This window comes from Leeuwenhoekiella sp. CH_XMU1409-2 (assembly GCF_037029365.1).
Lineage (GTDB): Bacteria > Bacteroidota > Bacteroidia > Flavobacteriales > Flavobacteriaceae > Leeuwenhoekiella > Leeuwenhoekiella blandensis.
This window is the reverse complement of record NZ_JAYMEI010000007.1, coordinates 84,060-97,251: the sequence shown is the minus strand read 5'-3', so window position 1 is coordinate 97,251 and position 13,192 is coordinate 84,060. Positions and strand designations below refer to the sequence as shown.

At 42.6% G+C, this 13,192-nt stretch carries 13 protein-coding genes; all 13 read left to right on the top strand.

Annotated features, from left to right (window positions below; all coding sequences use genetic code 11):
• The first annotated feature begins 14 nt into the window (after window positions 1-14).
• Window positions 15-368, top strand: coding sequence for a helix-turn-helix domain-containing protein (locus WA338_RS09395; RefSeq protein WP_149393299.1), 354 nt, complete (start codon window positions 15-17; stop codon window positions 366-368).
• Window positions 365-1,459, top strand: coding sequence for a site-specific integrase (locus WA338_RS09390; protein WP_149393300.1), 1,095 nt, complete (start codon window positions 365-367; stop codon window positions 1,457-1,459). Before WA338_RS09395 ends, WA338_RS09390 begins: the two co-directional genes overlap by 4 nt.
• Window positions 1,456-2,481, top strand: coding sequence for a DUF6617 family protein (locus WA338_RS09385; RefSeq protein ID WP_272987538.1), 1,026 nt, complete (start codon window positions 1,456-1,458; stop codon window positions 2,479-2,481). The genes WA338_RS09390 and WA338_RS09385 overlap by 4 nt, the downstream gene beginning before the upstream one ends.
• 150 nt (window positions 2,482-2,631) lie before the next feature.
• Window positions 2,632-2,979 (top strand): helix-turn-helix domain-containing protein, encoded by a 348-nt coding sequence (locus WA338_RS09380; RefSeq protein ID WP_336093176.1) that lies wholly within the window; start codon window positions 2,632-2,634, stop codon window positions 2,977-2,979.
• Window positions 2,976-3,272 (top strand): helix-turn-helix domain-containing protein, encoded by a 297-nt coding sequence (locus WA338_RS09375; RefSeq protein WP_149393303.1) that lies wholly within the window; start codon window positions 2,976-2,978, stop codon window positions 3,270-3,272. Before WA338_RS09380 ends, WA338_RS09375 begins: the two co-directional genes overlap by 4 nt.
• Complete coding sequence (locus WA338_RS09370; protein ID WP_149393304.1) at window positions 3,259-4,179, top strand: BT4734/BF3469 family protein; 921 nt, start codon at window positions 3,259-3,261, stop codon at window positions 4,177-4,179. Before WA338_RS09375 ends, WA338_RS09370 begins: the two co-directional genes overlap by 14 nt.
• A gap of 3 nt (window positions 4,180-4,182) precedes the next feature.
• Entirely contained in the window at window positions 4,183-6,000 is a 1,818-nt protein-coding gene (locus WA338_RS09365; protein ID WP_149393305.1) for a DUF3987 domain-containing protein, read from the top strand.
• A gap of 193 nt (window positions 6,001-6,193) precedes the next feature.
• Window positions 6,194-6,484 carry a helix-turn-helix domain-containing protein gene (locus WA338_RS09360; protein ID WP_149393306.1) on the top strand — a complete coding sequence of 97 codons (291 nt, stop codon included), beginning with the start codon at window positions 6,194-6,196 and terminating at the stop codon, window positions 6,482-6,484.
• Window positions 6,485-6,737: 253 nt separating this feature from the next.
• Window positions 6,738-8,795, top strand: a complete 2,058-nt coding sequence (locus WA338_RS09355; RefSeq protein ID WP_149393308.1) for a Piwi domain-containing protein — start codon at window positions 6,738-6,740, stop codon at window positions 8,793-8,795.
• Between the two features lie 186 nt (window positions 8,796-8,981).
• The gene (locus WA338_RS09350; RefSeq protein ID WP_149393309.1) at window positions 8,982-9,665 is read left to right on the top strand and encodes a response regulator transcription factor; all 684 of its coding nucleotides are present in this window, start codon (window positions 8,982-8,984) and stop codon (window positions 9,663-9,665) included.
• Complete coding sequence (porY, locus tag WA338_RS09345; RefSeq protein ID WP_272987532.1) at window positions 9,662-10,945, top strand: sensor histidine kinase; 1,284 nt, start codon at window positions 9,662-9,664, stop codon at window positions 10,943-10,945. The genes WA338_RS09350 and porY overlap by 4 nt, the downstream gene beginning before the upstream one ends.
• A gap of 86 nt (window positions 10,946-11,031) precedes the next feature.
• Window positions 11,032-11,760 carry a superoxide dismutase gene (locus tag WA338_RS09340; protein ID WP_226334942.1) on the top strand — a complete coding sequence of 243 codons (729 nt, stop codon included), beginning with the start codon at window positions 11,032-11,034 and terminating at the stop codon, window positions 11,758-11,760.
• A 79-nt stretch (window positions 11,761-11,839) separates the two neighbouring features.
• On the top strand, window positions 11,840-13,189 hold the full coding sequence (gene chrA / locus WA338_RS09335) for a chromate efflux transporter (RefSeq protein WP_272987528.1): 1,350 nt from the start codon (window positions 11,840-11,842) through the stop codon (window positions 13,187-13,189).
• Window positions 13,190-13,192 lie beyond the last annotated feature (3 nt).

Genomic DNA, 13,192 nt, shown 5'->3' with positions numbered 1-13,192 from the left:
CAAAAGGAAACACCATGAGCAGCAACATTCGAGTACCCAAAATCTGTCAGCACTGCGGAACTGAGTTTATTGCCAAAACTACGGTGACCCAATATTGCGGAGACAACTGCGCCAAACGTGCATACAAAAAACGTCAAAGGGATGCCAAGCTCCAGGAGGTAGCCCCTACTGCAATCCAAAAACAAGAGTTCATCCAAGAGCAAGTCAATGAAAAGGATTTCCTCAGCATTGCGGAAACCTGCAAACTCCTTGGAGCAAGCAGAATGACCCTGTACCGTCAAATTAAGAACGGGAATATCCAGGCTGCCAAGATCGGCAGGCGTACTATCATCAAAAGAGCAGCAATCGAAAAACTTTTTCAAGCATGAAGGTAACACTAAGAGAACGCAACCAGGGCGGACAAACCAGCCTATATCTTGACTACTACCATAAGGGCAAGAGAAAGACAGAGTATCTAAAACTATACCTCAACCCGAAAGCCAGAACAAAGGAGGAAAAAGAGGTCAATAAAAAGACTATGCAATTAGCCGAAACCATTCGAGCACAGCGACAGATTGAAATCCAAAACGGAGTTTATGGCTTTCGGGATCAGGAGAAGCTAAAAGGCAGCTTCCTTGCTTATGTTGAATTGCTGGCCAACCAAAGGCAGGACAGCCCCGGAAATCATGGGAACTGGACAAGTATGCTCAAGCATTTGAAAGCCTTTTGCGCTTATGACATTGCTTTCTCAGAAGTGGATAGGCAATTTGTCCAGGACTTCAAACACTTCCTTGATAAAAAGGCCATAGCCCACGGAGAACAGAAACTATCCCAAAACTCCAAGTACTCCTATTTCAATAAACTCAGGGCAGCACTCAAGCAAGCCGTAAAGGATGGTATCATTCCAACCAATCCGAGTGAAGGAGTTGAAGCATTCAAGCAAGGTGAACCGGAAAGAGAATTTTTGACACTGGAAGAGCTGCAAGCTGCAGTAAACGCAGAATGTGAAATTCCGCAGATGAAAACAGCTTTCATCTTTTCATGCCTTACCGGGCTTCGCTGGTCAGACATAAACAAACTCCTTTGGTCTGAAGTGCAGCACTCCAATGATATGGGGTACTATATCCGTTTCAGACAAAAGAAAACTAAGGGAGCCGAAACCTTGCCCATTTCAGAACAAGCCTTTGGATTACTTGGAGAACGTCAGGACAAAGACGAGAGGGTTTTCAAAGGGCTGAAATATTCAGCCTGGCATAACCTGAAATTGCAGCAATGGATGATGAAAGCCGGAATATCCAAAACAATTACTTTCCATTGCGCCCGGCATACTTACGCCACATTACAGCTTACAGCAGGAACAGACATTTATACGGTTTCAAAGCTCTTAGGCCATAGGGAATTGAAAACAACCCAGGTCTATGCCAAAATCATTGATGATAAGAAGAAGGAAGCCGCCAACAAAATCAAACTGAATCTATGAGCGCATCATTAGAAACATACAACAGGATTCTGTTTCTCGATCTTCGCCCGTGGTTATTGTCGGGCGTTTCGGAATTGAAGTTTAAACAGGATTTAAACGACCTTAAAAAAGCATTCTATCAGGTACAGCCCCAGTTTGAAGTTTCATTTCCCAAGGCACTCAACAACAAGCGGAAATACTTCCAAGCCCTGATAGATTCAGAAGCTACTGAATACCTGAACCACCTCCACAAGCAGGTGAATGAAAGTATCAATGCCAACGCCAAGAAGTATCACGTTCACATGGCATTGACCAGAACACTCAATGAAAAGCTTCGGGAGATTGCCCAGGTGATCCAGGAACAGAACTACAGCCCTGAACAATACGATCCAAAGTTTGGCACCTTGCAAACCAACACCTCCACCAATGATGAAGCTTTCATTATCTGCTACCTCAAACACCAGCTTGTGCGCCTGTACATGGAAGTTCAGGAGTGCTTTCCTGATCAGTTAAAAGAAGAACCACTTACTGAAGATGATATTTACCTGACATACTTCAACCATACGGCACCAAATCCTTCACACATTGCCGAAGCGGTACAAATACAGGTTGCCAGTCCTTCTGCCCCCCGACCCGCACCACAACCATCTAAACTATTCAAGGCAATATCAGGTGATGTAAGAAATGATGCGAAGGGTATTCTTCCCTATGAAACCATCATTAAAACGCCTACTCGCTTTGCAAGCTTCGAAGAATCTCTTTTCCAAAATGGGTACATTGATGAGAACTACAACTTCACCGATAAGCACGGAATGAAAAATGAATTTGCGGCCATCTACCACCAATTAATAAAGAAGGGATATTTCAATGCACGCACTTTTCAACCAATGAAGGCGATTAAAGACGTTGATATTCGGAAATTCCTTGACCACCGCTATCAGACCAACCTCGACAAACAATTCAGAAACTACCGCCAAAATGCAGAAGCATTAGCGGAATACATAGACTCTCAGTACTGGCTCACCAGTTTACCCCTCGGTTAAATTGCGGTAATTTTCTGTCAATTTACCATTTCAAATTTCCACTCATCTCCTAAAGTATCTGAATTTCAGCCTGTTACACAGGTTGAAATTTCCATTTTCAAGACTACCAGAGACCCCTTCTGACCTTTGCTATGTCCTTGACAATCAAGGATGACATTTGGCCAAGTGTCCATTTCTAACTCTTCAATAAGTAAGACAATGGACGAAATAATAGAACGTCTTGACAATCTCCAACGCCTAATTGAGAGCCAGGGGATTTACACAAAGGAAGTTTTAAACTTCAATGAAGCTTGTCAGTATCTGGAGCTTTCCCAATCCCACTTGTACAAGTTGACAAGTGCAGGGAGCATTCCGCACTACAAGCCCAATGGAAAGAAGCTCTATTTCAAAAGAAGCGAGTTGGAAAGCTGGTTGCTTCGCAACCGCAATTCCACTCAGGAAGAAATAGACCAACGGGCAGCGGATTACCTAATCAAGAAAGGGAGGGTGAAGCTATGAACGAGCTAATGGATATGATCTTGACCCTCGCTCAAGACATTAAAACAGTCAAAGCCTATCTCCTCAATTTCCATAAATCACGTTTGGAGCAGTTCAGCGAAGAATGGATTGATGGACAGGTAGTGATGCAAACGCTTCACATCAGTAAAAGAACCCTCCAATCCCTTCGGGATAGTGGGGTTCTTCCTTACAGCCGAATCAATGGTAAATTCTACTACAAGGTTTCCGATATAGAAGCCTTGCTGGAATCCAATTACTCACCTTCAAAATCAAAGCACTATGGAGGTAAGTAGAAAAGCCATTCTCGACAAAACGCACTACGGCCTGAATATCTATGCCCATGTGTTGCGACAGTACTATCCGGGTGAAACAGTCCTTTCCCTTTCGGGAAGGGACTGTAAACCTGCGAAAAACCCTTTCAATGCGGACAAGCCTACATTGTTGGTAAAAGTGGTTGACGGTTGCGCTACGCACACCGATTCCGAAGAAGTCATTGCACAAGGCAATGTCTTTGATTTTGCAGCATTGCATTTCAGCCTCGAAGGGCAAGCCCTTCTCGACAAGCTGAATGAGGAACTGCATTTGCGTATCGGTAAGCAGCAAGGTTTTTACAGACAGGCAGAATCGCAACCTGCGGTTGCTCTTCCTGAAATAATCAAACCGGCTCCGCCAGTTTTCAGCTATTTCACCAAGCCTGTTACCAACGTAACACCAAGTCGGAAAGCCTCCTTAGTTGAGGTGTACCGCCTTATCAAAGGGAATGAATTTGCTTCGTGTACCAGTACACTACGCAACATTCCCGACCCGAAGGAAGCCCGAAAGTACAAGGCTCAAAATTTTGATTATGTGACCTTCTCAGGCACGTTCTCCAAACGCAATGACGCAAACCTTCAAAAACATTCAGGTTTGCTCACAATCGATTTTGACCACATTGAAGACATTCCTTCACTCAAGGCGGCATTGCTCAACGACCATTACTTTGAAACAGAGCTACTGTTTATATCCCCTTCAGGTGATGGCCTCAAATGGGTAATTCCAATCCACTTGACGCAAGCAAAACACCAGGACTATTTCAAGGCAGTGGCAAACTACGTTTCCCACACCTATCAACTCGAAATAGACCAATCCGGAAAGGACATTTCAAGGGCATGTTTCCTTCCGCATGATTCAGAAATATTCATCAATCCTAAATACTTGTAGGACATGGAAAGAAAGACATTCAATCCGCAGGATTGGCTTAATCAGCCAACCCCGCAACCAAAAGTTACTGAGCAACCAACTTTCAATTCAGATTCTCAAATAGACGAAGTAGAACGCATCATCCAGAGCATTGAAGCTAACCGGGTTGATATTACCTCCACTTACAGCGATTGGGTTAATATCGGCTTCACCTTTGCGGATGAATTTGGAGAGAATGGCCGGCCGCTATTTCATAGAGTTAGCCAGTTCTACCCCGACTATTCCGCTCCGGAGTGCGACAAGCAATTTGACAATTGCTTGAAATCAAAAGGTCATGGCGTTTCACTAAAAACCTTTTTCTTCCTGACCAAAGATGCAGGAATTGATATTACGCCTCCACGGGCAGAACGGCAGGATCAGCGTACTTTCAAGAGGGAGAAACTGACCGGCAGTCAAGAGCATCCACAGCAGAGGGAAAATCAGGAACCGGAAGAAATGCCGACATTTTCCGATTCTATGTTTCCTGAACTTCCTGAATTTCTTCAAAAGGTTGTGGAGATTGCCACTTCCAAAGAGGAAAGGGATATTCTACTCCTCGGTTCCCTCGGAGCTATCAGTGCATGTTTACCCAAAGTATCGGGCATTTATGATGGCAAACGGGTTTTCCCCAATCTGTTCCTATTCATTACAGCCCAAGCATCCGCAGGAAAAGGCCGCTTGGTGCATTGCCGCCAGTTGGTGAATCCGGTTCACAAAGAATTGAGAGAACAGGCTAAACTCCATAAGCAACACTATGAATTGGAAATGGCCGAATACAATGCCAAAAAAGGAAAGGAAGAAGGTATCGAGAAGCCAGCCAAACCACCGGAGAAGATGCTGTTCATTCCTGCAAACAACAGTTCAACGGGAGCTTACCAGCTTTTGGGTGATAGTGATGGCAGAGGGCTGATTTTCGAGACCGAAGGTGATACCTTAGCACATGCCTTCAAGAGTGATTACGGAAACTACAGTGACGGCTTTAGAAAAGCTTTTCACCATGAAACCATTTCCTACTATCGCAGAACCGACCGTGAGTTTGTAGACATTGAAAGCCCTTGTCTTTCTACTGTCCTTTCAGGAACGCCAAAACAAGTTTCGGCATTGATACCCAACGCTGAAAACGGCCTATTCAGCCGTTTCATCTTCTATTTCATGAATGTGCGGCCGGTATGGAAAAATGTATTTGCCAGCCAAACAGACAACGGACTGGACGATTACTTTGAAGCCCTGGGCAATGAGTTCTATGAACTCTACAAAGTCATTATGCAGGATGAGCCCCGGCAGTTCTACCTCACGGCAGACCAGCAAGAACAGTTCAATCAGTTTTTCGGACAGATTCAGGAAAAGTACATGAACCTTCAGGGCTTGGACTACATGGCCACTATTAGGAGATTGGGTTTAATTGCCTACCGCATCTGCATGATATGCTCCGCTTTGCGGATCATGGAAACGGGCGATACTTCTCGAAAGCTAATTTGTGAGGAAAGGGATTTTCAAGCTGCGCTTTCAATGGTGAAGGTATTGGTCAAGCATTCAAGCAAAGTGTTTGTAGAGCTTCCGCAGGAAGAACCCAAGCCCACACGAATGAATAAGAAAGAGAAGTTCCTGTATGCCCTACCCCGCAACTTCAATCGCCAGAAATACCTTGAAGTAGCCAACACAATGAGTATTCCGGCAAAGACAGCAGAAGGCTACATTGCCCACTTTGTGAAATCAGGTCTTATTCACCGTGAGGCACACGACAATTATATAAACACCTCACTTGAGGAATCTCAGGATTCTAAGGAAATCAAGGAAGGATAAGCCCGTTGGGCTTTCCTTCCGAAGGTTCGACCAGACCATTAAAAATTTACACCACTGGTCAACCTAAGGACAAATAATCCTTAGTTTCCTCTATTTCCTCAAATTCCTGAAATCAGTTTATCACTTCTTTTTGCTTTTACTATCGCTTTCTTTTCTTATATTTGACAAATTCTGACAAGTCAATAATACGGCAATGAATTATCTGGGCAATAAGATCAGGGAGCTTCGGGAAACAAAGGGTTTACTGCTCCGGCAAGTGGCGGCCCATATCGAAGTGGATACCGCACTGGTGAGTAAGTTGGAGCGTGGAGAGAGAAAAGCCCAAAGGGACCAAATTTCCAGGATTGCCGACTTTTTGAAAGTAAAGGAAGATGAACTGCTTTTCTTATGGCTGGCGGACAAGATCATGGACGATATCCAAGACGAACCACAGGCATTAGAAGCATTGAAATTTGTAGAACGCCAACTCCATTCAAATCTATGAATGATAATTTGTAAATGATGAATAAAACAGACCTACAAAAAAGGACAAAAACATTTGCGCTCTATATTATTAAAATAGTGCAATTGCTTCCCGAAAACCGGGTATGTTGGACTTTTTGTGATCAAACCATAACCCCTATTCCCCTGGATAAAGACAAGAAAGGACTTGCTCCGCAAGCCCCTCGATATACTTCAATTGACAAAGTGTTGAAGGCTAAAAAATTATCTCAGGTGTTTTAACCTATCGAAGAGCTATGGATCAGGACTTATTCTTCAATGTACTCACATTCGACTGGCCAAAGGAGCCCGTAACACTCTATTTTTCAAACGAAAGTAATGACAGGTGCCAGGATCTCTATTTCAGCCTTTTCCCTAATGAAGCCGAGTCATTGTTCCCCGGATTAGTCCGCAATAGCACAAATACGCTCCATACCACCTTTGGTTATCCAGCAGAAGGATTTCAACCTTTATCCATTGATCTCAAAAATGAGAATCAGGATTTTGTTAAGAGATACTACAACCATCAGATCAATTACTATTTCCGAAAGATTGCCAAGAAAATTGTTAGGACGGGATTTGTGAATGAAAACCAGGTATGGTTAAAAACAAGTGTAGGAGGAACAGACTTGTATGATGTATATGAGAAATTCTCTTTAAAGGTTCAAATTTCATTGATTAGTGACTATCCGGAGTTGGTGTTATCCTATGATGGTCAATCCAAAATCTCAAAACAGAGTGTAGCTGAATTGATTCAGACAATCAGCCCAAAATGCTTCAACAGAGTCCTACACGGTAAGAGTTTATACAAATGGGAAAAGTGTCAGGAAAATGAATTTATTGATCCGGAGAACTGCTATCCGGTTATTAACAAAGACCTTGAAGCAGCATTGGGCATTCCGTTCGGGCTCCCTCTCAGAGACAACCGGTATCCGGTATATCTAAGCTATATCAAGGGATTCTATTGCAAATATCTGAACCAGCCCAAATTCAAAAAGCTCATTCCATTACATAAATCAGGTTTTCTTTCCGTTGTTCCTTCAAGAATTGACTCCACGTCAGAAGAGAGCAACCAGTTGCTTTTCGGCAACAATCAGCCAGATACCACACCAAAATATGCGCTCAAAAGATTAAAACCATTTAAGAAAAGTCCCTATCCCAATATTCATTTATTCTTTATAGTCCACGCTGATGATGCGGAGCACACCTTCACAATTAAAGAGCACTTTGAGAAGGGATTCGATTCATTCAATGGCATGCAGAGCTATGTAGGGTTGTATTTTCACACTGCAGAAGGATTTAGTGTTGTCTTTAAAGACAAGGAAGATCCAATCTCTGAGATTGAAAAGGCTCTGAACACAAGAAATTTTGACCCGGAAATCAAGTACATCGCAATCTATGTCACTCCTTATGGCAAATTCGAAAAAGAAAAGCCTAAACGAGAAATATACTATCAGTTAAAGGAAGTACTTCTAAAAAGAAGAATCACTTCTCAAGCCATTGATCCTCAAAAAATGGTTGAACAGGGTATCAATTGGAGATACAGCCTACCCAACATTGCTGTAGCTATGTTGGCTAAATTAGATGGTATTCCCTGGCGTCTAAATACACCGGTAAAGAATGAATTAGTCGTTGGCGTTGGAGCATTCAAGCAAGTAGATATAGGTGTTCAATATATTGGAAGTGCCTTTAGTTTTACCAATAATGGGCGTTTCAATCGCTTTGAGTATTTTTTAAAAGATGAAATCGACATCCTCGCAGGATCAATTGGAGCTGCGGTTAAGCAATATGCCACTGTCAATGCTGCCCCGGATAAATTGGTTATTCACTTCTACAAAACCATGAATGAAGATGAAATGCAACCCATCCTGCAACAATTGGAGGATCTGGGACTATCAATTCCGGTTTTCATTATCACCATCAACAAAACGGAATCGGAAGACATTGTTGCTTTTGATAGAAAGTGGAAAGGTTTGATGCCAAATAGTGGCACCTTCATTGGAATAGGCAAGGATAGATACCTGCTATTCAACAATACCAGATACAATGGAAGTCCGGTGGGTAAGTCAGATGGCTTTCCCTTCCCCATTAAGCTAAAAATCCAATGCTCCATTCCCGAACTTACCAAAGACATGAAAACAGTCAATGAGTTGATAGATCAGGTGTATCAGTTCAGTAGAATGTATTGGAAGTCTATAAGGCAACAAAATCTTCCGGTCACTATAAAATATCCTGAAATGGTAGCTCAAATAGCTCCTCACTTTAAGGGAGATGATATTCCACCTTATGGAAAAGACAACCTTTGGTTTTTATGAATGCAATACATAAAAGACCGGGATTTTGAATGAGGTATTGGCTTTCATGGTATTGTCGATCCTAGAGGAAATATCGTGGATGATTACTGTAAGCATTATGCGACCCTCCAATGCCGCATTTCCATAATTTGTCAAGGATATAGTTAAGCCAACGTTTCTACAGAATTAACCCCGTATTTTGTATTTATGAAATTACTCATCGTAGAAGACGAGCCGCAATTGCTGAAAAGCCTTGAGGAATTTGCTGATGATGAAGGTTTTCTTTACGATACCGCAAGCAATTTCCGGGAAGGTATGGAACGCATCGGTCTCTATAATTATGACTGCATCGTCCTGGACATTAATCTTCCTGATGGCAGCGGATTTGACCTTTTGGAAAGACTTTATAAAGAAGGCAAAACTGACGGGGTGATCATTCTTTCAGCACGCAATTCGCTGGATGACAAATTAAAGGGCCTGGGACTTGGGGCTGATGACTACCTCACCAAGCCGTTTTACTTTTCCGAACTCAATGCCCGGATAAAAGCCATCATCCGCAGAAAACAATTTAAAACCAACAAACTTGTCCGCTTTGCTAACCTGGTTATTGAACCTGACCAGTACCTGGTCGGGGTAAACGACCTTGAAAATCTTATTTCATTTACAAAAAAAGAGTATGCTATTCTTACACACCTGATAAATAACCATAAGCGGGTGATCTCCAAAGTATCGCTGGCGGAATATATTTGGGGCGATTATGTGGATGAGGCCCAAAGTTTTGATTTTCTGTTTTCTCAGATCAGGAACCTCAAAAGAAAGCTGAAAGATGCCGGGGCGCAGGTAGAAATCAACAACATCTATGGGGTAGGTTATCAAATCCAGGCATTATGAAGCTGCTTACCTACACCTCCCGCATTCAATCGCTTTATTTCCTGATCCTGTTTGGGATTTTTTCCATATTGTTTTACCTGGTGCTAAGCTGGAACGTACTTCAAAATGTAGATGAAGTGTTGTACAACCGCAAAGCCAACCTGCTGGCTTACCTTGAACAAAACCCTGAAGCACCGTTTAAAGAGGACAATCCGCTGGACGATTTCACTTTTTATCTTGTTGAAGAAGCTGCTTTTCAGGAAAGATACGAAAGTTATACCGATACCCTCATTTATGAGCCTGTTGATGACGAGTTCGATGAATACCGCATGCTAAACACTTTTGTGAAGCTACATGGCAAACATTACCGGCTGGAAATCATAAAACCTCACCTGGAAGCGGCTGAAATGATCGGAACCATTGCTATCACGCTGGGATCTTTGTTCCTGGGCCTGTTGCTTTCTTTTTATGTATCCCAGCGCGTTATCTCCCGGAAAATATGGGGCCCGTTTTTCGAAATACTCGAAAAACTCCGGCTCTTTCGATTTGATAAACAAGAATTTCCTGCACTGCCACCTACACATATTGATGAGTTCCGGATGCTGAATGAAGCTGTGAATGAGCTGACCCGAAAAAACAAGGAAGTATTTGAAAGCCAGAAGCAATTTATCGAAAATGCTTCCCATGAAATGCAAACACCCCTGTCTGTTATCCAGTCAAGGTTGGAAGGGCTTATCGGACAGGCAGAACTCACACAAGAGCAGGCGGAAATTGTGGAAGGCATTATCGGCTCCACACAGCGCTTAAAAAAATTGAACAAAACCCTGCTGCTCTTATCTAAAATTGAAAACCGGCAGTTTCTCCTTTCAGAACAGGTTGATATAAACACAATAATCAGCCGATCAATGGAATATTATGAAGAACAGAAAGCTGCCCTGAATATATCGGTGAAAACGGAACCACAAGATAACTTGATTGTGCAAGGTAATACGATGCTTGCCGAGATACTGGTACAGAACCTGCTTAAAAATGCATTTCTGCATAACAGGGAAAATGGCACGGTGAACATTCAAACAAAAGAGAGAAAGCTCGTGATTGCCAACACAGGGGATGAAAAGCAAGGAAAAGGGAGAGTATTAGAGAAAGACAAATTATTCAGCCGTTTCTACAAGCAATCCGGTAATCCCGATACCTGGGGACTAGGGTTGGCCATTGCCCGGAAGATTGCCGAAACAAGCGGCTGGGAGCTTCATTACCGTGAAGAAAAAGGGTTGCACATTTTTGAGGTGGATTTCGGGTAACCAGACGATCTTCCCAAATTTCTACAGATTTGATGATTTACTTTACCTTTATAAATACGTGTATTATCTAAAATAAAATGACTTCAATGATGAACAGAAAGGATTTTCTCAGGAATTCGGCAATATTGGGTGGAGCGAGCATCCTTCCCATCAACAACGTTTTTTCACAGAATGTAACAGAAAATGGCATGGATAAACTGGTGGACAGCAATGGTAATTTCATCCAAAAATCGCTTCCATATAACAAGACATTCTTAGAACCACACATGGATGAAGAAACCCTGCACCTGCATTATGAATTTCATCATGGAGGAGCAGTAAAAGGGGCGAATAAAGACTTGGAAAACATCAAAAAACACCTTCAATCAGGCGAGATGGATCAAGTAGATATGTGGACTCGTAAGCTGGCCTATCATTTTTCAAGTCATGTCCTGCATTCCATATTCTGGTCTAACCTGACCAATAAAAAAACACAGCCCAAAGCGGAATTACTGAAACAGATAGAGAAAGACTTTGGCTCTTTTGATAACCTGAAAGCATACATCTCCAAAATTTCCAAATCTGTAGAAGGGAGTGGCTGGGGAATATTGGGCTATCAGCCCTACTCACAATCCCTCACTTTACTGCAATGCGAAAACCACCAGAAGCTCACGCAGTGGGGTGTGGTTCCCCTGTTGGTCATTGATGTATGGGAACATGCTTATTACCTGAAATACAAAAACAAGAGGGCAGAATTTGTCGACACTGTATTGGAAATTATCAATTGGGACAATGTGGCAGAACGGTTTGTAACAGCTAAAAAATTACACGGATAACTTTTGTTGGAATATAGAACTAAGACCACATGACCTCTCCTCTGTTACCACCAGTATATTCAGCATATATAGATAATATATGATCGATAAACAGGTCTCCTATAAAGAAGCCCTAAAAGTGTGGGTTAAAGTTGCCATCTACAGTTTTGGAGGCCCGGCCGGTCAAATTGCCGTGATGCACAAAATATTGGTAGAAGAAAAAAAATGGATCAGCGAGAACCGTTTCTTACATGCATTGAATTATTGCATGTTGTTGCCGGGCCCTGAAGCACAACAACTGGCCACTTACATCGGTTGGCTATTGCACAAGACCAAAGGAGGATTGGTTGCCGGAGTACTGTTTATCCTGCCGGGATTCATCTCCATTCTGATCCTGAGTATTCTTTATGCAGCCTACAGGGACGTAGGAATCGTTGAAGCCATATTTTTTGGTATAAAGCCAGCAGTGCTGGCCATCGTTATTGGTGCGGTCATCAAAATAGGTAAAAGGGCGCTAAAAAATGAAGTGATGATAATAATGGCTGCACTGGCATTTGTGGCCATATTTTTCTTCGAGGTGGATTTTCCTTACATCATTATTGTGGCAGGGCTGACCGGTTTTATTGGTGGCAGAATTTGGGAAGAAAAATTTCATGTAATAAAAGGACATGAGGCCAAATCGGATCAGGATAATAATTATTTCATTGACAGTTATATTCAGCCCGTTAAGCCTTCAATAAAGAAAACAGTCAAAACAGTTTTGCTGTTCATAACCTTATGGGCACTGCCGTTAGTACTGATCGCCCTGTGGATAGGAACAGAAAATATTTTCTTTTCGGAAGGCCTGTTTTTCAGCAAAACGGCTGTGGTCACCTTTGGTGGTGCCTATGCAGTGTTGGCTTATATAGCCCAGAAAGCTGTGGAGGATTACGGCTGGCTCAAAAGTGGGGAAATGCTTGACGGATTGGGCATGGCAGAATCCACCCCCGGGCCGCTCATTCAGGTTGTGCAATTTGTCGGGTTTATGGGAGCTTATCGTTTATCTGGTACGATGGATCCACTTCTGGCCGGAATCTTAGCTTCCTTACTGGTAACCTGGACTACTTTTGTGCCTTGCTTCCTGTTTATATTTACCGGAGCTCCCTATATTGAGTATTTAAGAGGCAATAAAAACGTCACTACTGCCTTGTCCGGAATTACGGCTGCTGTTGTAGGAGTCGTGCTCAACCTTGGCGTGTGGTTCGCTATCCATACACTTTTTGGAGAAGTAAACGAAAGCCATTCCCTGGGGATTAGGTGGATGATACCTGAGTGGGCTACAATTAACATTCCTTCATTGGTGATTGGACTTATTGCTGCATTTGTTTATTTCATCCTGAAATGGGACATGCTGAAAACAATCCTGGTCAGTATAATATGCGGCATCCTGTATTATTTCACCTTTTCATAATAT